The following is a 23581-nucleotide window of genomic DNA, read 5'->3' as shown; positions in this document are numbered from 1 at the left end:
ATATATCAAAAGGGACAAAGAGCTCTTAGGCAAAACAAGGAATTTACCTTAAGTGAACTTGCTCAGTATGATGGTACTATGGGAAATCCTGCTTATATAGCAGTTAACGGAATTGTATATGATTTAAGCGCTAATTCAAAATGGAGCGGTGCTACACACTATGGCTTATCTGCTGGTAAAGATTTAAGCTCTCAGTTTGAAAGCTACCATGGCGTACCAAGCAAATTAGCTAAGCTTCCTAATGTTGGTGTGCTTAAAGTATAAGCAAAAAAACTATAAAATGAGATAACTTAAATACTAAGCTATCTCATTTTATTTTTATACTCTAATAATAATAATCTCTTGCTAATTTACCCTTTGCAATTAGCCTATTTTCTCTCTATCCTCGCAACGCACTCTACATGAGCCGTCTGTGGGAACATATCCACAGGTTGAATTTCTAAAGTTTTATATCCAAGTTCATCTAAAATCCCAAGATCTCGAGCTAAAGTGCCTGGATCACAAGATACATATACTATAGTTTTAGGCTTCATGCTACTAATTGCTTCTAAAAGAGTTTTGTCACAACCCTTTCTTGGCGGGTCAACTACCACAACATCAGCTTTTACTCCCTGATGAAGAATCTCTGGAATAATTTTTTCTGCCTCGCCTACTATAAATTCTGTATTAGATATATTGTTTTCTTTTGCATTTATTTTAGCATTTTCAATAGCCTCGGGTATTATCTCTACTCCATATACTTTTTTAGCCTTCTGAGATAAAAATAAGGATATAGTGCCTGTACCACAATAAGCATCAAGCACCACTTCTCCACCACTTAAATTTGCATACTCTAGTGCTTTACTGTACAGCACTTTTGTTTGTATTGAATTAACTTGAAAAAAGGATAGTGGAGAAACTTCAAATTTAAATTCTCCTATGTAATCTGTTATAGTATCTTTTCCCCATAGAGTTACGCATTTCGCTCCTAATATTACATTTGTTTTTTCACTATTAATATTTTGGATTACACTCACTAATCCTTTGATTTTTTTAGTCATTAAGGCTATAAATTCTTCTTTGTAAAGAAGTGTTTTACCATTAGTAACTAATACCACCATTACTTCTCCAGTTTCAATCCCTTTTCTAATCATAATATGTCGAAGATTGCCTTGGTGATTTTCCTCATTATAACACTCGATATTAAACTCTTTTATCCATTGTCTTGTTAGCTTTACCACAAGATCTGCAACTGTATCTTGAATATGGCAATTTTCCATATTTATTATGTCATGACTTCTTTGCGCATAAAACCCAATATTCACTATAGAATTTATATTGCTAGTAGGTAGTTGAACCTTATTTCTATAATTATAAGGATGCTCCATGCCTATTGTAGAATGAACTATCACCTCTTCTAATTTCCCTATTCTATTTATAACCTGTACTACTCTATTAGTTTTAAAATCCAATTGAGCTTTATAGTCTATATGTTGCAGGTTACAACCGCCACAGTTCTTGTATATACTGCAAACTGGATCTATTCTACTTGCTGATTCCTCAATTATCTCCAATAGTTTACCAAAAGCAAAGTTTTTAGAAACCTTAACAATTTTTATTTTTACCACTTCACCTATAATTGCACCAGCTACAAAAACGGTAAAATTATCTATTTTACCTACTCCTTCGCCCTCATATCCCATATTATCTATCGTCATTATATAATCTTCATTTTTTTTAACTGGAATTATATAATCATCAAACTTTCTCTTACTTTTCATTGTTTTTCCTCCCTAATTCTACCTTTATCCTCTTTACTAAAGCACATGAAAATAAATAGCAAGCAAGCTATGCTCGTATATTTACTCCCACGTGCTTATAAATTTTGATTTTATAATACCTAAATATGCCTACATCACAATTTTAAAAAATCCTATTATTCTTTAAAAGTCTCACATTGTGTTTTTTCAGTAGTTAAAGCACCTGTACCATTAACCATAATATTATCTGCAGCACATAAATTTTCACGATTGTGTATACAATTTTTAGCAATGCATCTAATATTCGGACTCATCTCTATAGAGTCACTATTAAATACTTGCTTAAATTCACCAACTACATTCATATTAAGTACATTAGTTAATGAATTCTTTAATCCTTTTTCAGCAAATGTTTCACACTTCGTTGCCTCACTACTATGAGCATTTGACCCCGAGACATTGATAGTACTAGCTGAGCAAATTCCTGACATATTATTGACGCAATTTGTTGCGCTGCAACTTAGAGTTCCGCTCATATTTATCACTCCCACTACTTATTTCTTATTATAATCTGTAGCTTTAGCTTTTATTATACTATAAAAATGAAAAATAAGTATAATAATTATTATTTTGCTAAAGCTGTTTCTTATATAATAAAAAAAGCACCATGTAGGTGCTAAAAAAAATCAGTTGCCATGTTGTTTTGTTTACACTTATAACTATATCCATATTTGTTTTCAATATACATGTCTATTGAAATTTTAAAAAAAGATTGCCAGTTAACTGACAATCTCTTGAGCTATAAACTCATTATTTTAGTTTTTTACATTAGCCCTACCACTATACACAATGCCTCTAGCTGCATCCATTGTTATAAATGAACCAGTTTTAATAACTTCTTCTGCTCCTATTGCACTATATATTATTGGAATTTCTCTTGATGTACATTCAATAACAACACTTGAACTTAATTCATCTTCTTCTACAATAATTCCTGAAACTCTATCTAATATGTCAATATATTCTCTATTTAATGTTTTCATTACTAAAATGTCTCCATCTCTCATAGTATCTTTAGCTTCTTTTGCACTTTTTACATAATAAGCTGTACCACAAGCTGAAGCACTTATATTTCCCTTACCTTGAAGTAATATATCACCAACAATATGAACTTTCATCATATTTGTACTACCTACATAATTTGCTGGAATTCCAGCAGCAATAACTACTAAATCTCCCTTTTCTACATAGCCTTCTTTTAAAGCAATATTTACAGATTTATCTATAAGTTCATCTGTAGATTCTACCTTCTCTTCACATATTGCAACTACACCCCAGTTTAATGCGAGACTTCTAGCTATCTTTTCATAAGGAGTAACAGCTATAACAGGGCATTCTGGTCTGTAAGCTGAAACTTTTTTAGCCGTACTACCACTTTGAGTTGCAGTAATAATAGCTGAAGCCTTAAGTTCCATAGCTGTATTGCAAGTAGCTAAACTAATGGCATTTGGTACATTAGGAATGTGATATTTGCCCTTATTCTTTAAATTCTCTTCATAATTAAGAGCATTTTCAGCAGCTTTTGCTATTTTAGACATTATAGTTACTGCCTCTACAGGGTATTTACCATTAGCAGTTTCACCACTGAGCATTATAGCATCTGTACCATCGAATATTGCATTTGCAACATCTGATGACTCGGCTCTAGTTGGTCTTGGATTTCTCATCATAGAATCTAACATTTGAGTAGCTGTTATAACTGCCTTTCCAGCAGCATTACACTTTTGGATAATCATTTTTTGAACTATTGGAACTTCTTCAGTAGGGATTTCAACTCCTAAATCTCCTCTTGCAACCATAATACCATCAGAGAATTTAATAATATCATCAATATTATTAACCCCTTCTCTATTTTCGATCTTAGAGAAAATTTGTATATCTCCGCCACCATTTTCGTTAAGTACACATCTTATATCAAGTACATCTGATGCTTTTCTTATAAAAGATGCTGCAACAAAATCAACGCCTTGCTCAGCTCCAAATTTTAAATCACTGACATCTTGCTCTGTAAGTGCAGGTAAGTTTATTGAAACACCAGGCACATTAACTCCTTTATGGTTACCTATCATACCAGTATTTGCAACTTTGCAATGTATTCTTTTACCTTCTACTTGTTGTACAATAAGTCCCACTAAACCATCATCTATTAGTATAGTATCATTCGGTTTAACATCCTCATATAATTTATTGTATGTTACTGAACAAATAGTTTCATCTCCAACAACTTCTTCACCACAAACAACAGTGAATTTTGCACCTTCCTTTAATTCAACTTTACCAGCTGCAAAATTTCCTGTTCTGATTTCTGGACCCTTAGTGTCTAGTATTATAGCAATATGTTTATTAAGCTCTGATCGTAGCTCTTTTACTAAGTCCATTCTTATCTTATGTTCTGCATGATCTCCGTGAGAAAAATTATGCCTTGAAGCATCCATTCCCGCATCAATTAAGCTTTTTATAGTTTCACTATTGTCACTTGCTGGCCCTACTGTACAGATAATTTTAGTTTTTTTCATAAATTACTCCTCTTATTGTTAATTTTTTTTATTTAATACATTATTACATTGTCTTATATTTAAATCCCTTAGCAGATGCGCAACTCTGAAAGAGATGATTAACAGCTCTAAAAGAGATGATTAACAGCTCTGAAAGAGATGATTAGTAAGAAAGAATTTTTGAAATATGATAAAGTCTTTCATTAAATTTTCTTGGTATTTTTAATGCTTCATTAATGTCTTCATCCATTATTTTGCCATCTTTCATACCAATTACTCTTCCTGATTTACCTTCCATAAGAACTTCTACAGCCGCTACTCCCATTCTTGAAGCAAGCATTCTATCAAAGGCACTTGGGCTTCCACCTCTTTGAATATGGCCGAGTATTGTAGCTCTTGATTCAATTCCTGTTGTTTCTTCTACTTGCTTTGCAAGTTCATTTGCTCCGCCTACACCTTCAGCAAGAATTATCAGATTGTGCATTTTGCCTCTTAGTTTACCTTCAAATATAGTTTTGCATAAACCATCTATTTCATACCCTTTTTCAGGAATAATAACTTCTTCAGCCCCTCCGCCAATACCAGCGTATAAGGCTATATCTCCACAATTTCTTCCCATTACTTCAACTACACTAACTCTTTCATGAGAACTTGATGTATCTCTTATTTTATTTATAGCATCTAGTACTGTATTTAGTGCTGTATCAAATCCTATAGAATATTCACTATAAGGCAGATCATTATCAATAGTTCCAGGTATACCAACCGTTGCAATACCCAAGTCTGATAAAAGTTGTGCCCCTTTGAAAGAACCATCTCCTCCAATTACTACTAGTCCATCAATCCCAAATACCCTTAATACATTAACTGCCTTTGCTCTTCCAGCTTCTGTTTTAAATTCTTCACAACGGGCAGTTCTAAGAATAGTTCCACCTCTATGTATTATATCCGAAACAGAATGTCTATCCATATCAAAAATTTCACCGTTTATAAGGCCACTATATCCTCTTTTTACGCCCATGACTCTTATGCCTTTAAATATACCCATTCTAACTACTGCTCTAATGGCTGCATTCATTCCCGGTGCGTCGCCTCCACTTGTTAATACCGCAATTGTTTTCATAAAAATAACCTCCTTGTTGTTCTCTGTCTAAGATATCAACTATTGATTGTTACCTTATTGTACCAGCGGGACAAGTATAGTCCCACTGTAATTATAATATATTTATGTTTCCAAACAAAACATTACTACTAATTTTAAAATACCTTTATAGTCTAATATTATACAAATTTCTCGAAATATTCAACATTTTATATGAAAAAAAATATTTTTTTATTAAATGGTATAGTATTAACACTTTGTAAACCTTTTATTGAATAAAAACGGGAGAAAAAAAACATTGCTCCCATTATTTTACCATTATTGGTTTTATTTATTGCACTTTTATGTTGTTTTCTCCAAATATACTTCTTAGAAGTTGCATAGTATCTGTTTCTTCACTTAACCACAACCCTTTATCTACAGCGTACATTTTTCTTGGCTCTTTTGTACAAAGATATACAGGAGTATTACCTCTGTAAATAGCTAAATTCTGTTTTAATTTTTTTAGTGCATCCTTCATCATAAGTTCATTTTCTATTAGAATATAAATTTTTTCACTGTTAATCTTTAGGAGTGGTTTAATATCTTCACATAATATCTTTGGTTGCTCTTCTTCCCTAATGCTAACTCTACCCTTTAGTATTACTATTTCATCCTCTTCCATTAATGATTTATACTTTTCAAATGTCCTCGGAAAAACTATTACTTCCACACTTGCGTATAAATCCTCCAAATTAATAAAAGCCATCATATCATTATTCTTTGTAACCTTCTTATTAACAAATGATATTATACCACCAATAATAACTTTATCCCCATCTTTAAGTTTAAAGCTTTCACCTAACATGTCATCGCCTTCTTCAAGGCTTTCCTCAGCTACAATATCAGAAATTCTTGTATTAGTTTGTATTTTAAGTGTCTCTTCATATTCATCCAGTGGATGACCAGATAAATATATCCCCGTCATCTCTTTTTCCATAGCTAAAAGATGTTTCTTTTTGAATTCTTTAATATTAGGATACTCTATTTCAAAATTATTATAAGTATTTTCGAAATCTAAAAATAAATTTATTTGCCCCTCAATATTTCTCTTTCTATCATTATTTACTCCATCTAATACTTTTTCATAGATTGCTAGTAGTTGTGACCTGTGAATTTTGAAATCATCAAATGCTCCTGCCTTTATAAGACTTTCTACTGCTCTTTTACTTACACAGGAAGTATCTATTTTATTACAAAAATCCATAAAACCGGTGAACTCACCTTTTTCTTCTCTGTTTCGTACAATGCTATCTATCACATTTACTCCTACATTTTTTAAAGCTGTAAGACCAAATCTTATAGTATCACCTTTTACAGTAAACCCCGCAAAGCTTTCATTTATACTAGGAGGCAGCACTCCAATGTTAATTTGCACTGCATATCTAGTATAGAAGGCTATTTTCTCACTACTACCCTTTACACTATTCAGCATAGCAGCTATAAATTCTGTTGGATAATAACACATTAAATATGCTGTTTCATATCCCACAACCGCATAGGCTGCCGCATGAGATTTATTAAAAGCGTATGACGCAAAATCCATCATTTGATCAAATATGCGGTTTGCTGCCAACTCTGTAATACCATTTCGAAGACAACCTTCAACTTCTATATTGCCAGCCTCGTCCACTATCCCATGGATGAAATTATATCTTTCCTCTTCCATAACTTTATGCTTCTTTTTAGACATTGCACGACGGACAAGATCAGATCTTCCCATTGAATACCCAGCAAGCTTTCTAACAATTTCCATAACTTGTTCTTGATATACCATTACGCCATATGTAACGCCTAAAATTTCTTCGAGTTGTGGAGTTTCATATTCCACCTTATCCATGCTATTTTTATTTCTTATATAACGTGGAATTTCAGCCATTGGGCCCGGCCTGTATAAACTTATACCTGCAATAATATCTTCTAAATTATCTGGCTTTAGTTCCTTCATAAAGCTAGTCATTCCTGCAGATTCAAGTTGAAATATCCCTACAGTCTTTCCTTCTCCAATCATCTTGTAGACCTTGTGGTCCTCAATGTCCAAATTGTCTATATCTATAGATACATTCCTATTTTCTTTAACGAAGTCTACACAATCCCTCATAACTGTAAGTGTACGAAGTCCCAGAAAATCCATTTTTAAAAGACCAAGTTCCTCAAGGGTTCCCATAGGAAATTGTGTTACTATCATTTCATCATTTTTCTGTAGAGGAACATAACTTACTAGAGGTTTTGACGCAATAACTACTCCTGCTGCGTGAGTGGAACTATGCCTTGGAAGTCCCTCTAATGCTTTTGCTACATCTATAAGCGCTTCAACTCGATTATCATCTTCATATAATACTCTGAGCTCTGCATTCATTTCAATAGCCTTATTTATAGTTATACCAATTACAGTTGGTATCATCTTAGCAATTCTATCTACCTCTGCATAGGAATAGCTCATAGCCCTTCCTACATCTCTTATGCATGCTCTAGGAGCCATTGTTCCAAATGTTATAATTTGTGATACGTTATCTGATCCATATTTTTGCACTACATAGTCAATTACTGCTTGGCGTCCCTCATAACAGAAATCAGAATCTATATCTGGCATTGAAACTCTTTCAGGATTTAAAAATCTTTCAAAAATAAGACTATATTTAATAGGGTCTATCTTGGTTATGTCCAAGGTAAAAGCAACTATTGAACCTGCCGCAGAGCCCCTTCCAGGGCCTGTCGGAATATCATGTTCTACTGCAAACTTTATAAAATCCCATACTATAAGAAAATAATCTACGTACCCCATTTGTTTTATTATATTAAGTTCATATTCAAGTCTATCTACGTACAACTTAGCGACTGCATTTCCATTCGCTATTTCATTTATGTATTCTATAGAAAAGCCATTAATCATTACGTCACTAAATACATCATACCGCGTTACCATACCTTTGTAGCAGTTTTCTCTTAGGTATTCGTATGGTTCTACCCCAGGAGGTAATGGAAACTTTGGAAGCTTTGACACATGAAATTCATAATCAAAGTTACACTGCTCTGCAATTTTGACTGTATTGCTAAGCGCTTCTGGGACATATGCAAAATTCTTTTTCATTTCCCCTGGAGCTTTTAAATAAAATTGATCTGAAGGGTATCTCATTCTGTTTTCTTCATCAACAGTTTTCGCTGTTTGGATGCAGAGTAGCACATCATGAGCCTTAGAATCCTCTTGCTCAATATAGTGAGTATCATTAGTACAAATTAATGGAATCCCTGTGTCTTTTGACAACTTAACTAAAAGCTCATTTACCTTAAACTGTTCCTGCATACCATGATATTGCAATTCTAAGTAGAAACCATCTTTGAATATTTCACTATATTTTAACGCTATAACCTTTGCTTTTTCATAATTATCTTTTAGAAGAAGGCTCTGAATCTCACCACCAAGACAAGCGCTACTTGCAATTAATCCTTCACTATGCTTTGATAAAAATTCATAATCAACTCTTGGTTTATAATAAAAACCCTTAATTGAGGCAGCCGATACTATCTGCATCAAATTCTCATACCCCAATAAATTCTTGACTAAAAGCACTAAATGATGAGTACTATTTTCCCTATCAGCTTCTTTTATATTCATAGATTTAGCCGCTACATATATTTCGCAACCAATAATAGGCTTAATCCCCTGCTCTTTTGCCTGCTTATAAAATTCCACACATCCATACATTACACCATGGTCTGTTATAGCGATACTCTTCATGCCAAGCTTCTTGGTTTTAGAAATAAGGTCTTTAATCTTTCCCGAACCATCCAGCAGGCTATATTCTGTATGCACATGAAGATGCACGAAACTTCCTAAGTCCTCTTTTTCTTTTATAGCTAGTTCATGGTTCACATTTTCACTTCCCTTCAACTTTAGAATTATTTACAAAATACCCTTGCAGAAATCATAGCCTTTGCCACAGGTTCCTTAAATGCATTGTACATACTAATTTCAACCTTAGAAAAGTGTCTTCCTTTATCCACAATTTGTGCATATATATCAATATCACTACCCATTTGTACAGGCTTCATAAAGTATGCCATAATACTATCTACTGAGATATTAATATTATTATTCTGTCTTAATGCCATTATACCCATTGTTGATAATAGCATATTAAGTGAACTCCAAGAAGCAGTACCAAAATGGTCTAGCATTTGAGGAATAATTTGGCCATTAAAGTGTAAATCATCGCCATCATGTATACATATGAAATTTCTTAAAATAAGATCTTCTATAGTTTCCGCAACTTGTGGCTGCCTTAATGCAAACTCCATCGCCTTTATAACATCTTCTATACTTAGCACTCCTACTAGTTTTTTCTTATTAAGTACAGGGCAAATCTTTATACCATCCCACCCCATAATATGAGCAGCATAAGCTACAGTTGTTTTCGGTGTTACACTTATAGTATTTTTATTCATAACCTTATGTATTAGTTCATTTTCATCATCATGCCCTTGCAAATCTCTTAAAGTAACTATGCCAATAAGCTTCATATTCTCGTCCACCACGGGATATCTCTCATGATTAGTTTCAAACATTAATTTTCTCCAAGTAGCAATAGTATCGGTCCCTTTTAAATATTTAACATTAACTTCCATTACATCTTCAGCTAAAATAATTTCCTTCTTAATCATACTTTCATAAATAGCTTTATTTATCATGCTTGCTACTGTAAAGGTATCATATGTTGAAGATAATACAGGAATACCTTTTTTATTTGCCAAGGCCTTTACTTTTTCACTACAATCAAACCCTCCAGTAATTAGTACCGCTGACTCATTTTCAAGTGCAAGCTGTTGTGCTTCTTCGCGGTTTCCAACAATAAGCAAGTAACCTGGTCTTATATATTTGCTTATTGACTCAACATCCATTGCCCCTATTATAAATTTATTTAAACTTCTATTTATGCCTTCTTTTCCACCTAAAATCGTTGCATCAAGGATACTTATAACCTCAGCATAAGTCAACCTTTCAATATTTTTTTTATTTACCTTTTCAACTCTTACGGTTCCAACCCTTGGCACGGTATTAACAATGCCTAGGTTTTCAGCTTCTTTTATAGCTCTATAAGCTGTACCCTCGCTAAGCCCCAATTTACAACCGAGACCCCTTACTGAGATTTTAGTTCCAATCGAAAGGGAAAGAATATAGTTAATAACTTCTTCATGCTTTGACATTATATAATTTACCTTCCTTCTTTCCTTAGTTCTTCAGCAATTTTCTCTATTCTTCTTAATCTATGATTAATCCCAGATTTACCTACTGGCGGCTCAAGTATTGCGCCAAGTTCCTTTAATGATTCATCTGGGTATTCTAGTCTTAACTCAGCAATTTCCCTTAAATTTTTAGGTAATCTTTGAAGCCCTATTTCCAATTGTATTAATTTAATACTTTCCACTTGTCTTACTGACGCATTTACTGTTTTACTAAGATTTGCCGTTTCGCAGTTCACAAGCCTATTTACATTGTTTCTCATTTCCTTCATTATCCTTACATTTTCTAGAAACAATAATGAGTTATGTGCACCAATTATATTGAGGAGGTCTACAATCTGCTCACCCTCTTTAATATAAATTACGTAACTGCTCTTTCTTTGTATTATTTTTGATAATAGTCCGTAGCTATTAATAAGAGTGCATAGTTCCTCTGCATAGTCATTATCATGCGTAACAAACTCAACATGGTAGTTTTTCTCTGGATTACTAATACTTCCACCACCTAGAAAAGCTCCTCTTATATATTTACGCTTGCACTCTTCAGCATCAACTAGTCTTTCAGGTATAGTATAATCTATTGAAAAAAAGTTCTCATCCTCAAGGACTGCCACTTGCTTTAATAAATTTTTAACACCCATTTCTTCTGTAATTATAACCACATAAACATTCTTTTTCTTAAGTGAATTACTTCTCTTAACTAGTAATCTAGGATGAATATTAAAATGTTCCTTTAATAACTTAAATATAAGTCTTGCTATTGCTGGATTCTCGGTAGTTATTTGGAAATTAACTTGTTTATTTGAACCAAGTCCAATAGTTCCACTAACCTTCATTATAGCAGCCAGCTCAGACACCGCTTCTTTCTTGCTCATTTCTGTAAATCTACAAATTTCATTTTTAACCTTAGACGAAAATGACATTATACTACCCCTTACTGCGTTTATTTTCTTTAAGCCTTTGTGATAAATAAACATACTCTACTATTTTCTTTTTATCATTAAATAGCTTTTTCTCCATAATTGTTTCTACCAAAATGGTTGCAAGCTTATCTTCATCATGTCTTATATACCCTTTTCCAATTTTAACAAAATCACTCTTAATTACCTCTATGCCTTGCTTTGTAACTTCATCTTCATTTATCTTAACCATATTAGAATTATCGTTAAGATATTTTTGTTCTAAATCGCTACCTATTTTCCCTGTATTTACTAAAACGCAATCAATAACCTTGCATTTAGCATGTTGATGTATAGCATTTATATGGTCTTCCACACCAAAGTTATCACTTTCCCCTGGCTGAGTCATGATATTTGCCACATAAATTCTTATGGCTCTCGTTTTATCTAATGCGTTTCTTATTTCCCCTACTAATAGATTGGGAATAATGCTAGTATATAGGCTTCCCGGTCCCAGTATTACCGCATCCGCCTCATTTATAGCAACTAATGCTTCTTTAATTGCTTTCGCGTCTTTAGGTTCTATAAAAACCTCTTCAATAGCACTATTATTTTCAAGAACGCCTTTTGGTATATTTGATTCTCCATCAATTATCATTCCGTTCTTAAGTTTTGCTTTTAAAATCATATTATCTAAAGTAACTGGGATAACCCTTCCAGTTACAGCCAGGACTGAACTCATTTTCTGCACAGCTTCTTCGAAATTATTTGAAATTCCGTCCATCGCTGCTAAAAATAAATTACCAAAGTTTTGGTCCTTTAATCTTCCATCTTTAAATCTATAGCGCAATAATTCATCCATTAGTGGTTCCGTATCTGCTAATGCTAATATACAATTCCTAATATCCCCTGGGGGAAGAATCCCTAAATCTTCTCTTAAAACCCCTGATCCCCCACCATCATCTGCTACTGTAACTATTGCAGTTACATTATTGGTATATTTCTTTAATCCTCGGAGCATAGTTGATAAACCAGTACCTCCTCCGATTACTACAATTTTAGGTCCTTTTATAAGCACCCTCTTTTCAAATATTAAATCCCCTAAGCCTTTTGAACTTATAGCTACATCTAGCTTTCCTGTATTTACTAGTATAATAAAATATTTAACAATTTGTATTATAGCTACATATATCATCAAAGACCCAATCACTATGAAAAGTATCGGAAAACCTATACTTCCCACAGAAGAATGCCCTTCATTTATAAGTTCAACAACACCAAACACTAATAACAAGACACCTATAATCCCTATAAAAATCCATCTTTTTAAGTTGATTCCAGGCTTCAGAAAATCACTCAACATCATAGCTTGTTGCCGCCTCTACTCACGTCTTCATTTATATCCCTGTGATCTATATTAGCGTTATATCCATCTCGCTCTAACATTTCATGGATTTTATTTGCTATAGCTACCGATCTGTGTCTTCCCCCAGTGCATCCTATAGACACTATGAGTTGTCTTTTTCCCTCTTTTTTATAATTCGGAATAAGAAATTGTAGCATATCTTGAAGCTTCTCTATAAATACTTTAGTTCCCTGGCACTGTAATACATAATCTCTAACAGGTTGGTCATTACCTGAATACTGCTTAAGTTCTGGAATATAATATGGATTTGGCAAAAATCTAACATCAAATACTAAATCTGAATCCACAGGTATTCCATATTTAAATCCAAACGAAAGCACAGTTATAATAAGTTTAGTTTCTATCTGACCTTCCTCTGCATAAATATTATTTATTTCTTCTGTAAGCTCTCTTGCTGAAATTTTCGTAGTATTGATTATATGGTCAGCACGCTCACGTATATCCTTAAGTGTTTTTCGCTCAGAAGCAATTCCATTTAAAACCCTTCCCTCTGGCGCTAGCGGATGTTTTCTCCTTGTCTCTTTATATCTTTTAACGAGTACTTCATCTGTTGCCTCTAAAAACAAAATTTCATATTTATAATCTTGTTCTTTTAAAAAGGTTAAGCTTTCAAATAAATCATCAAAAAACTTTCCACCGCGAATATCTATAACTAAAGCAATTCTATCTATATTCCCGTTAGATTGATAACATGCCTCCGCAAATTTCGGAATTAATATAGGTGGCAAATTATCTACGCAAAAAAATCCTAAATCCTCAAGATTTCGTATTGTTTGTGTTTTTCCAGCTCCTGATAACCCTGTCAATATAACAAATCTCATTTAAAAACCCCCCTATATAAAAAAATAATAATTACTACAACTGTTAATATTTTAATATTAATAATAAATTCGCTTTGAAGGCTCATTTACTGCATTGTACTAGCATAGTTTCACTTTTTATTATAACACATGGAGCGTTTATAGAAAGGTAAACATAAAAAAGAAAAAAAGTATATATTACTATTAGTGCATTCACTTCAATGCATTATACGTAATATATACTTTTTTTTGCGCATAAAAATACTTTTTTCCAGTTGCGCTTATTACATCCTTCAATTCATGATTTGATGCATCTGGGTACATATGAGTTTCCTCTACTAATTCTCTCTTAACTTCACTTATAGGCTTGCCTGCCTTATAACTCCTTAAACCCAAAATTTCTTTACGTACCATTCATTCCATAATTTCCCTCTATATGATTATACTTACTCCTCCTTGGAAGCCCGTTCGTCTTCTCCCCATATCTTTACTTCAGTAGTAAGCTTTACCCCAAACTTCTCATAAACTACATGCTGCACAAGCTTTATCAAATCCAAAATATCCTTAGCACTAGCATCTTTTTTATTAATAATAAAACCAGAATGTTTCTCAGACACTTGAGCATCCCCAACGCAAGTCCCCTTTAAATCGCAATCTTGTATAAGAACACTTGCATAATGGCCCTCTGGTCTTTTAAATGTACTACCCGCTGATGGGTATTCTAAAGGTTGTTTATCACTTCTTTTTTTCGCAAGGTCGTCCATCCTTGCTTTTATAATCTCCTTATCTCCTTCTTGGAGACTAAGAGTAACACTTATTACCGTATACCCGTGTTTTAGAATAGCGCTACTCCTATAAGAAAGCTCCATTTCGCCTTTTGTTAAAGTTAATAATTCTCCATTATTATCAAGAGCTAATATACTCTCCATAACCATAGACATTTCACCATTATATGCTCCTGCATTCATAGCTGCCGCACCACCAATGCTACCTGGAATTCCATTTGCAAATTCCATACCTTTAAGTCCTTCACCCAGTGCCACCATGGTAACGTCATATAAACTTGCTCCACTTTGAGCAATTACTTTATTTCCTTTTGCCTCAATTTTATTAAACTTACATAACTTTATAACTACTCCGCGAATTCCACCATCACGTACAAGTAAATTAGAACCATTTCCTATTAAATAATAATCCACTTTATTATCTTTACAAATTTTTATTATTGACTGAGCTTCCATCACATCTTCTGGAGTCACTAGAATATCAGCCGGTCCCCCTACTTTGAAAGAAGTATGGCTTTTCATAGGCTCATCTATCTTTATGTTTGATCTTTTAGTAACTTTATCTATTTGTTTAATTAGTTCCTCATATTTTTTCATATTCTACTCCTTGAAAATATTAATATATTTATGTACTTCCAGGCTATAAATCATGTAATTTATGCTCTGGAATTATATAGTGACTTTATTTTACCCTTTTTATTAAGATATTTCAACAATTTAACTAATCATTATTCATTGTTAATTTCTCTGACATATTTGATTATTATTTCAATATTCACTATTTACTCTTTCTAAAATATTCTAAAACGCATTCCGAGGCCTTACTGTCCATGGAGGGAGTCTCCATTAGTTCCTTAATACTTGCGCTTTTTATCTTATCAATACTACCAAATTTTTTTAGTAGTTCTCGTCTTCTCTTTTCCCCTATATTAGGTATATTATCTAATATAGAATAGAGCGTTCTTTTATCTCTTAAAGTTCTGTGATAAGTAATAGCGAATCTATGCACCTCATCCTGTATTCTAGTAATCAAGTGCATGCTTTGAGAATTACCTCTCATAACTCGTTCTACATTATTATATATTAAACCTCTAGTTTTGTGCTTATCATCCTTAACCATTCCACATACAGGTATATTAATATTAAGACTATTTAAAACCTCAAGGGCCACATTGACCTGACCTTTTCCACCATCCATAAGAATTAAATCAGGAAATATGCAAAATTTTCCTTTACTTAATTCTAAATTTCTTTCTTTTATCTTTTTCACTTCATCTAGGCCGCGAATAAACCTTCTCTCTAGTATTTCTCGCATACTATCATAATCGTTAGCGCCTATTACTGATTTTATTTTAAACCTTCTATAATCACTACTTTTAGGCTTTCCATCTTCAAAAACTACCATACTACCTACAGAATCCACACCCATTATATTTGAGATATCATAGGATTCAATTCTTTCAGGTACTTCATCCAGTTCCAATAAGTCTGTAAGCTCCTCCAGTGCAATTTTGTGAATTTCCTTATCCTGCATATCCTTTAATTTAAATTGTTCAAGGGTTATCTTAGCATTATTTTCTACCATCTCTAAAGTCTTTTTCTTTTCTCCCTTTTGAGGAACTTTAATCATAACTTTTGATTCTTTTTTGGAGCTGAGCCACTGCTCTAGAATCTCTCCATCATTTATGAAAGGCACATATATTGTTTTAGGAATAAAGGCTGCCCCTCCATAAAATCTCTTTATAAATTCTTCTATAAGCTCATATGCTACCTGGTCCGCTTCATCATTTAAAATAAAATGTTCACGCCCTACTATCTTCCCATCTCGAAGAAAAAACACCTGAAGGCAAACATCTTTTTCATCAACATATAGATTAATAAAGTCTTCATTCTCGCAATTTCCTATTATAATTTTTTGCTTCTCATTTATTTTATCTATGGCCATGATTTTATCGCGAAACACCACCGCTTTTTCAAATTCTAAATCTTCCGATGCACTTTCCATTTTTCGCTTTAGCTCATCTTTTATATTTTTGTCTTTCCCTGTAAGTAGCTCCATTGTACCTTTTATTATTTCCCCATAAGCTTCTTTACTAATAAGCCCTGCACAAGGGGCTTTGCACAGCCCAATATGATAGTTAAGGCAAGGCCTAGTAGGGGGCAGTCCCTCTTTAATAGTCCGCCTACACGTCCTAAGTGGGTATATTTGTTTTATAAGTTCAATAATGCTATATACAGCTGCTGAATCTGTATACGGCCCAAAATATTTTCCACCATCATTTGCAATGTTTCTAGTTACAAAAACCCGTGGAAATTCCTCATTTATAGTTATCTTTATAAAGGGATAGTGTTTATCATCCTTAAGCAAAATATTATATCTTGGGCTATATCTTTTAATAAGATTACACTCTAAAATAAGTGCCTCCATTTCCGAATCCGTTACTATATATTCAAACTCAGATATATTTTTCACCATAGCCTTTACTTTTACAGAATGATTTTTTGAGCCCTTAAAATATTGCCTTACTCTATTTTTTAATATTTTAGCCTTACCCACATATATTATTTCACCAAGATGATTACTCATAAGATACACTCCTGGTGCATCTGGAAGAATCTTTAGTTGATATTCAAAATCGAACACATTAGCACCCCCTTTAAAAATGTTGTTAAATTTCCTGGGCAATATACTACAAATTGCTCCATATATCATGTAGCTATCTTATTTCTAATAAGAAAGCCAGATATTATTTCAATATCTGACTTTCTTTACTATTATATTCATATATTTTTATGCTTTATTTTAAATAACTTTCAATAAGATCTCTAGTTACTTGGGCAGCTTTTTTACCACCAACTCCACCCTCTTCTACAATTACCGATATTACAATTTCAGGATTATCATAGGGTGCAAATCCAGTAAACCAGGAATGAGCCCCCCTTTGTGCACTAGCATCATCTTTATGGTCTGCAGTACCCGTTTTCCCACTAACCTCAATGCCTGACACAGCTGCATTACCTCCTGTACCTTCAGTTACAACGCTTCTCATTAAATCCTTCATGATACTAGCATTTTCCTTTGACGTCACTTCTCCTAGTTGCTTCGGTTCTATTTTTTTTAAAGATTTACCCTTGCTATCCAATATTTCTTTAACAAGCATTGGTTGCATCATAATCCCATCATTAGCAACAGCGCTTGCAACTAATGCCATTTGCATAGGAGTAACTAAAACCCCCGCCTGCCCTATAGCACTTTGAGCAATATTACCTTTTTCATAGCTTTTATAGCTTGGAAACCTACTGTTCTCTATAGTTAACCCTTCAGATGGGATATTCTTGTTAAAATAAAATTTTTCTGCGGTTTCATTTAATGCTTTATTTCCTAAATCAATACCTAAAGACCCAAAAAACACATTACTAGAATGCACATAAGCAGATTTAAGATTTAAATTCCCTAAGACCTCGCCATTATAATTTGTCAATAGTTGTGCTCCATTTACAACTAATTTACCATTATCCTGATATCCCTTATTATAAACATTAGTGATATTTTCTAAAGCGCTTATCGCCGGAATAGTTTTAAATACAGACCCTGGCGGATATAACCCAGATGTCGCCCTATTAAGTAGTGGTGTACCTTCTTTATCTGCATTTAAATCTTTCATATCTCTTTCTAAATTATTGGGGTCATAAGATGGATTGGATACCATAGCTAAAACTTCTCCAGTTTTAGGATTCATCGCCACTATCGCACCTTTACATCCTGTATCCTTTAAAAGCTCATAAGCTTTATTTTGAAGCTTTGAATCAAGAGTAGTTCTTAATCCATTTCCAACTTTCTCTTCAGTATCTTTACTAAAGAAAACGAACTTTGGAATTGCTGTCTCTCCAGCCCCCATAAGTTCTTTATCGTATTTTTTTTCAAGACCAGCAAGATTATATACGGTATCCATATACCCTATAGCATGGGCAAAAACTGGACCCTTTAAATATTCTAGTTTTTGAGAAGTTTCACTTGTTTTTGTACTTTTTGTTAAAGCTTCCATATCTTTATCGTAAATTGTTCCCCTTAATACCTTATTTCTCTCAGCCGAAGTTCTCCTATTAAATGCGCTATCTAAAGTCTTTTCACTCCTAAACATATATGAATAAGTTATGTAGGAAATTAAAGCAATAAAAAGTATTAAAAACACCAACATGACTTTTTTTATGTTATCCACAAAATCATTCATAACTTTGACCGTCCTCCGAAATTTTTTGAAGTATACCTAGTGCAAAGAAAGTTATTAACATAGAACTACCACCGGAACTAACTAATGGTAGCGTTATACCTGTTAGTGGAATAGCTCCAACTACGCCGCCTACTATAACCAATACTTGGGCAGCTATCATTGTGCTATAACCCACTGCAAGTAGTCTTGTAAATTTATCTTTACTATAAACAGGTACCCTCATGCATCTATAAAACAGTAAAAAATATAAAATAAGGATAGCAAAGCCAGTAAGAAGGCCCATCTCCTCAGCAATAGCGGAAAAAATAAAATCTGTAGTGACTACAGGAACCATTCCAGGGTGCCCAAGCCCAAAACCCATTCCGAAAAGACCACCGGAAGCTATAGAAATTAAAGATTGTACCACCTGATGGCCTTCATTGTTACCATATTTCCATGGGTCATCCCAGATCATAACCCTTACACGAACATGTCCAAAAAGTTTATAGCTTATAAATCCGCCTACAATAAAAAGTCCTAAACATACTAGAACATATTTAAAATTTGAAGTAGCAATATATAACATGGTTACTGAAATAGCAAAAAATAAAAGTGCTGATCCTAAATCCGTTTGCTTTACCATGAAACCAAGGGATATCATAACTACAATTCCAGGCTCAATTAAGCCCTTAATTTTCATAAGCTCTGACTTTCCCTTAAGATTTTCTCCATAATTCTGTAATGATGCTGCTAAATATGCTACCAAAGATAATTTAGCAAATTCTGATGGTTGAAAAGTAAATCCACCAATAGATATCCAATTTTTAGCTCCATAAACTTCTTTTCCAAATATACTTCCCAATGACATTAGTATAATAGTGCATATCAAATAAAAATATTTGTACTTTCCAAACTTAGATAAGCTAGGGAAAAGTACTACTATTAAAATGAATATGGCAATTCCAACTGCATAAAAAATAAGTTGTTTAAGTGCAAGAGATGAGTCTAACCTATATAACATGGCCATGCCTATAACCGCTAAAACATTTGAAAACAGTAAAATATATTTGTCACCATCCGGGAAAAATCTTCTTATTATAAAATGAGAATACGCAAACATCAAGCATATTATTGCGCTCATTATTATTGCGCCTTTATCAAATCCATCTTTACCAATAAGAAACATATTAATAAATAAAACTATGCATAGAAGATAAGTATACCTTAGAAGCTTCCGCTCTTCCTTTATCTTTTCCATACTATCACCTCCCTCGCACTCATAATTTACCCTATAACTTTAAAAACTGAAGTCCCTATTTTAATTTCATCGCCCTTTTTTATAATTACCTTGTCCGTTACTTTTTTGTTGTTTTTAAGGGTTCCATTAGTACTTCTCAAATCTTGCAAAATATAATCTGTATTTTTAAGATATATTCTTGCATGCTGAGATGACACGTATTTGTCCCCCAAAATTAAAAGATTATCTCCCTTTCTGCCTATGGTAAGCACATCGTTTAGAGGAATAACCGCACCAATTCTCAAATTAAAATTTTCTCCTCTTTCTATAACCTCAAGCCCCATAGTTTTCTTAATAATTGGTTTCTTCTTTGCACCACCTTTTATGTCCTTATACATTATTCTCAAAGCAAATATTATTATAATGTAAATAATCGCTATAATTGCATATCTCAAAAACAAGCTTATATTAGCCATAACTCACTTTCTCCTCTTTAAATCATAATCAAAGACTAGCATTAAATCATCCCTGCGGAGCCGCACATCTTAGCAGAAGATAAATTGACGACTTCAGAAGGAGATTTACCCCTTTGTAGACCTCTTGAGCGGATAACAATTATTAATCGTTATCCCCCCACTTATAGAAGTTGGGGAGTTCCTTCTGAAGTTTCGTTAAATTAGTATGCTAGCTTAATATGAATTATAACATTTTTTTAAGATATTGTCCTGTATATGAATTCACATTTAAGGATATTTCTTTTGGGGTACCACTACATAAAATGCTACCTCCCTTATCTCCACCCTCCGGACCTAAGTCTATAACATAGTCCGCGCACTTTATAACATCTAAATTATGCTCAATTACGACTACTGTATTTCCTGAATCTACAAGTCTTTGAAGTATTTTAATAAGTTTACTAACATCATCAATATGAAGTCCTGTAGTAGGCTCATCTAAAATATAAAAGGTCTTGCCAGTGCTTCTCTTAGATAATTCAGAAGCAAGTTTAATTCTTTGAGCCTCGCCACCAGACAATTGTGTTGATGGTTGACCTAGCCTTACATATCCGAGTCCAACATCCATCAGTGTTTTAAACTTACTAGAAATTCTAGGAATATTTTCAAAGAACTTTACAGCTTCCTCAACAGTCATATTTAAAATTTCATCAATATTTTTCCCTTTATACTTAACCTCTAAAGTTTCTCTATTATATCTTTTTCCTTTGCAAACCTCACAAGGCACATACACATCGGATAAAAATTGCATTTCTATTTTAATTATTCCATCGCCCTTGCAAGCCTCACATCTTCCGCCCTTTACATTAAAGCTAAATCTACCTGGCTTATAACCCCGCATCTTAGCTTCTGGACTCATTGAGAAAACATCTCGAATGATATCAAATACTCCTGTATATGTAGCTGGATTAGATCTTGGAGTACGCCCTATAGGACCTTGGTCAATATTTATGATTTTATCTATATTCTCATATCCTAAAATATCTTTATGTAGCCCAGGATTTTTCTTAGATTTATTCACCTTTTTATTAAGACCTTTGTATAGAATTTCATTAACTAGAGTACTCTTTCCAGAACCTGAAACACCAGTGACTGCAGTGAATACACCTAGGGGAAAGTCCACGCTAACATTTTTAAGATTATTTTGCCTTGCATTAAGTATTTTTATACTATTTCCATTAGATACTCTCGTCACCTTCGGAACATCTATCTTCTTTTTACCACTTAAATATTGACCTGTAATTGACCTTTCACAGTTTTTTATATCCTCAATTGATCCAGTAGCCACAATTTCTCCACCATGTTCGCCAGCTGCTGGCCCAACATCTACAATAAAATCTGCTGCCTTCATGGTATCTTCATCATGCTCCACCACAATTAATGTGTTACCTATATCTCTTAAATGCTTTAACGTCTTTATAAGTTTATCATTATCCCTTTGATGAAGACCAATACTAGGTTCATCTAAAATATATAAAACTCCCATTAGGCTTGATCCTATCTGAGTCGCTAGCCTTATTCTCTGCGCTTCTCCACCAGACAATGTACCTGCCGCCCTAGCTAAATTCAAATAATCAAGTCCTACATCCTTTAAAAAATTAAGTCTATCATTTATTTCCTTAAAAATTTGATTAGATATAATCTTATTTTTCTCTGATAATTTGATATCTTTTAAAAATATAACTTCATCTACAATAGACAATTGACAAAACTCGCTTATATTCTTATCCCCAACAGTTACGGCTAGTGCCTCTGGGCTTAGCCTTGCTCCCTTGCACTTAGGGCATGCATTATCACCCATATATTGTTCAATTTCTCTTTTTATATAATCTGACGAGGTTTCAAAATATCGTCTTTTTAAATTATTTATAATTCCTTCATAAGAATGATTAAAAGTACCTGATCTAAACTCCTTAACATACTCCACCTTAACTTTCTCTCCATTAGTTCCGTACAGTAATATTTTAAGAATTTCTGGTTCATAGTCTTCTATAGGTGTATCTAAGCTAAACTTGTATTTTTCACTTATTGCCCGAAGCACCGAAAAAGTCCAGGAATCCTCCTTAAGACTACCTTCTCCAAAAGACAAAATGGCGCCACCTTTAATACTCTTACTTTTATCTGGTATTATTAAATCCTCTTCAATTTCCATAAGAGTACCAAGGCCGTCGCAAGTGTCGCACTTCCCATATGGAGAATTAAACGAAAACATCCTCGGAGCCAATTCTCCAAGGCTAATGCCGCAATCAATGCAGGCAAAATGCTCACTAAAAAGAATATCTTCACCACCAGAAATGCTAGCAATTGCAGTCCCTTCTGCTAGTTTTAATGCACTCTCTAAAGATTCAGAAAGCCTCCCTCGAACTTCTTCTTTTACAGAAATTCTGTCTATTACTATCTCTATATTATGTTTTTTAGTCTTTGCGAGCTTTATTTCCTCTTCCAGAAGCTCTACAGTAGTACCATCTATCCTAGCGCGAACGAAACCATTTTTTTTAATATTTTCTATTAACTTGACATGTTCACCTTTTTTTCCCCTTATCACAGGAGATAAAATTGAAATCTTAGTTTTCTCTGGCATATCCATTATTCTATCCACCATCTGGTCTACAGTTTGCTGAGAAATCTCCTTACCACATTTAGGACAATGAGGCGTTCCTACTTTAGCATAAAGAAGTCTCAAATAATCATAAATTTCAGTTACAGTGCCCACTGTGGAACGTGGATTTCTGTTAGTAGTTTTCTGATCTATAGAAATAGCAGGAGATAACCCCTCTATGTACTCAACATCCGGCTTATCCATATTACCTAAAAACTGCCTTGCATATGCAGATAATGACTCCACATACCTTCTTTGCCCCTCTGCATATAATGTATCAAAAGCAAGTGAAGATTTACCAGACCCTGAAAGTCCAGTAAACACTACAAATTTATCTCTCGGTATCTCCAAATCAACATTTTTTAAATTGTGAACCTTAGCACCCTTTATAAAAATTTTATCCCTCATATTTTCCTCCTCTGTTACAACACAA

At 33.5% G+C, this 23581-nt stretch carries 17 protein-coding genes; 1 reads left to right on the top strand and 16 read right to left on the bottom strand.

What is annotated here, in order from left to right:
* Positions 1-264, top strand: coding sequence for a cytochrome b5 domain-containing protein (locus tag ACWJJT_RS13970; RefSeq protein ID WP_462956783.1), 264 nt, complete (start codon positions 1-3; stop codon positions 262-264).
* Between the two features lie 104 nt (positions 265-368).
* Here ACWJJT_RS13970 and rlmD read toward each other — a convergent pair whose 3' ends face one another.
* The 16 genes from rlmD to uvrA all read right to left on the bottom strand — a co-directional run bounded on the left by rlmD (position 369) and on the right by uvrA (position 23556).
* Positions 369-1760 (bottom strand): 23S rRNA (uracil(1939)-C(5))-methyltransferase RlmD, encoded by a 1392-nt coding sequence (gene rlmD / locus ACWJJT_RS13965; protein ID WP_462955140.1) that lies wholly within the window; start codon positions 1758-1760, stop codon positions 369-371.
* Positions 1761-1915: 155 nt separating this feature from the next.
* Positions 1916-2275: a DUF1540 domain-containing protein gene (locus ACWJJT_RS13960; RefSeq protein ID WP_216302648.1), complete on the bottom strand. Its 360-nt coding sequence runs from the start codon at positions 2273-2275 to the stop codon at positions 1916-1918.
* Positions 2276-2554: 279 nt separating this feature from the next.
* Positions 2555-4315 (bottom strand): pyruvate kinase, encoded by a 1761-nt coding sequence (gene pyk, locus ACWJJT_RS13955; RefSeq protein ID WP_462955139.1) that lies wholly within the window; start codon positions 4313-4315, stop codon positions 2555-2557.
* A gap of 142 nt (positions 4316-4457) precedes the next feature.
* A complete protein-coding gene (gene pfkA / locus ACWJJT_RS13950) occupies positions 4458-5417 on the bottom strand; it encodes a 6-phosphofructokinase (RefSeq protein ID WP_165412426.1) in 960 nt (319 codons plus the stop codon).
* A gap of 310 nt (positions 5418-5727) precedes the next feature.
* Positions 5728-9291, bottom strand: a complete 3564-nt coding sequence (locus ACWJJT_RS13945; protein WP_462956782.1) for a DNA polymerase III subunit alpha — start codon at positions 9289-9291, stop codon at positions 5728-5730.
* 44 nt (positions 9292-9335) lie between these two features.
* Positions 9336-10640: a DRTGG domain-containing protein gene (locus tag ACWJJT_RS13940; RefSeq protein ID WP_462955138.1), complete on the bottom strand. Its 1305-nt coding sequence runs from the start codon at positions 10638-10640 to the stop codon at positions 9336-9338.
* Between the two features lie 8 nt (positions 10641-10648).
* Complete coding sequence (gene whiA, locus ACWJJT_RS13935) at positions 10649-11599, bottom strand: DNA-binding protein WhiA (protein ID WP_462955136.1); 951 nt, start codon at positions 11597-11599, stop codon at positions 10649-10651.
* A 4-nt stretch (positions 11600-11603) separates the two neighbouring features.
* The gene (locus ACWJJT_RS13930; RefSeq protein WP_462955135.1) at positions 11604-12941 is read right to left on the bottom strand and encodes a gluconeogenesis factor YvcK family protein; all 1338 of its coding nucleotides are present in this window, start codon (positions 12939-12941) and stop codon (positions 11604-11606) included.
* The gene (gene rapZ, locus ACWJJT_RS13925; protein WP_462955134.1) at positions 12938-13822 is read right to left on the bottom strand and encodes an RNase adapter RapZ; all 885 of its coding nucleotides are present in this window, start codon (positions 13820-13822) and stop codon (positions 12938-12940) included. Before rapZ ends, ACWJJT_RS13930 begins: the two co-directional genes overlap by 4 nt.
* Before the next feature lie 192 nt (positions 13823-14014).
* Positions 14015-14215 carry a hypothetical protein gene (locus tag ACWJJT_RS13920; RefSeq protein WP_462955133.1) on the bottom strand — a complete coding sequence of 67 codons (201 nt, stop codon included), beginning with the start codon at positions 14213-14215 and terminating at the stop codon, positions 14015-14017.
* Between the two features lie 32 nt (positions 14216-14247).
* Positions 14248-15183: a UDP-N-acetylmuramate dehydrogenase gene (gene murB / locus ACWJJT_RS13915; protein ID WP_462955132.1), complete on the bottom strand. Its 936-nt coding sequence runs from the start codon at positions 15181-15183 to the stop codon at positions 14248-14250.
* Between the two features lie 181 nt (positions 15184-15364).
* Positions 15365-17230: an excinuclease ABC subunit UvrC gene (uvrC, locus tag ACWJJT_RS13910; protein WP_462955131.1), complete on the bottom strand. Its 1866-nt coding sequence runs from the start codon at positions 17228-17230 to the stop codon at positions 15365-15367.
* Between the two features lie 154 nt (positions 17231-17384).
* The gene (locus ACWJJT_RS13905) at positions 17385-18818 is read right to left on the bottom strand and encodes a peptidoglycan D,D-transpeptidase FtsI family protein (protein ID WP_462955130.1); all 1434 of its coding nucleotides are present in this window, start codon (positions 18816-18818) and stop codon (positions 17385-17387) included.
* Positions 18811-20055 carry an FtsW/RodA/SpoVE family cell cycle protein gene (locus tag ACWJJT_RS13900; RefSeq protein WP_462955129.1) on the bottom strand — a complete coding sequence of 415 codons (1245 nt, stop codon included), beginning with the start codon at positions 20053-20055 and terminating at the stop codon, positions 18811-18813. Before ACWJJT_RS13900 ends, ACWJJT_RS13905 begins: the two co-directional genes overlap by 8 nt.
* A gap of 26 nt (positions 20056-20081) precedes the next feature.
* Positions 20082-20510, bottom strand: a complete 429-nt coding sequence (locus tag ACWJJT_RS13895) for an FHA domain-containing protein (RefSeq protein ID WP_462955128.1) — start codon at positions 20508-20510, stop codon at positions 20082-20084.
* Positions 20511-20733: 223 nt separating this feature from the next.
* Positions 20734-23556 carry an excinuclease ABC subunit UvrA gene (gene uvrA, locus ACWJJT_RS13890; protein WP_462955127.1) on the bottom strand — a complete coding sequence of 941 codons (2823 nt, stop codon included), beginning with the start codon at positions 23554-23556 and terminating at the stop codon, positions 20734-20736.
* Positions 23557-23581 lie beyond the last annotated feature (25 nt).

It is taken from the genome of Clostridium sp. CM041, assembly GCF_055081035.1.
Note: the sequence above shows the minus strand (reverse complement) of the source record. Positions and strands in the feature narration are given on the sequence as shown.

Bases quoted from the DNA above. Each gene is read 5' to 3' on its own strand.
- rlmD (WP_462955140.1), bottom strand. From the start codon at position 1,760: ATGAAAAGTAAGAGAAAGTTTGATGATTATATAATTCCAGTTAAAAAA.
- ACWJJT_RS13960 (WP_216302648.1), bottom strand. From the start codon at position 2,275: ATGAGCGGAACTCTAAGTTGCAGCGCAACAAATTGCGTCAATAATATG.
- ACWJJT_RS13895 (WP_462955128.1), bottom strand. From the start codon at position 20,510: ATGGCTAATATAAGCTTGTTTTTGAGATATGCAATTATAGCGATTATT.
- whiA (WP_462955136.1), bottom strand. From the start codon at position 11,599: ATGTCATTTTCGTCTAAGGTTAAAAATGAAATTTGTAGATTTACAGAA.
- ACWJJT_RS13920 (WP_462955133.1), bottom strand. From the start codon at position 14,215: ATGGTACGTAAAGAAATTTTGGGTTTAAGGAGTTATAAGGCAGGCAAG.
- pfkA (WP_165412426.1), bottom strand. From the start codon at position 5,417: ATGAAAACAATTGCGGTATTAACAAGTGGAGGCGACGCACCGGGAATG.
- murB (WP_462955132.1), bottom strand. From the start codon at position 15,183: ATGAAAAAATATGAGGAACTAATTAAACAAATAGATAAAGTTACTAAA.
- pyk (WP_462955139.1), bottom strand. From the start codon at position 4,315: ATGAAAAAAACTAAAATTATCTGTACAGTAGGGCCAGCAAGTGACAAT.
- ACWJJT_RS13940 (WP_462955138.1), bottom strand. From the start codon at position 10,640: ATGTCAAAGCATGAAGAAGTTATTAACTATATTCTTTCCCTTTCGATT.
- rapZ (WP_462955134.1), bottom strand. From the start codon at position 13,822: ATGAGATTTGTTATATTGACAGGGTTATCAGGAGCTGGAAAAACACAA.
- ACWJJT_RS13930 (WP_462955135.1), bottom strand. From the start codon at position 12,941: ATGATGTTGAGTGATTTTCTGAAGCCTGGAATCAACTTAAAAAGATGG.
- uvrA (WP_462955127.1), bottom strand. From the start codon at position 23,556: ATGAGGGATAAAATTTTTATAAAGGGTGCTAAGGTTCACAATTTAAAA.
- ACWJJT_RS13905 (WP_462955130.1), bottom strand. From the start codon at position 18,818: ATGAATGATTTTGTGGATAACATAAAAAAAGTCATGTTGGTGTTTTTA.
- ACWJJT_RS13900 (WP_462955129.1), bottom strand. From the start codon at position 20,055: ATGGAAAAGATAAAGGAAGAGCGGAAGCTTCTAAGGTATACTTATCTT.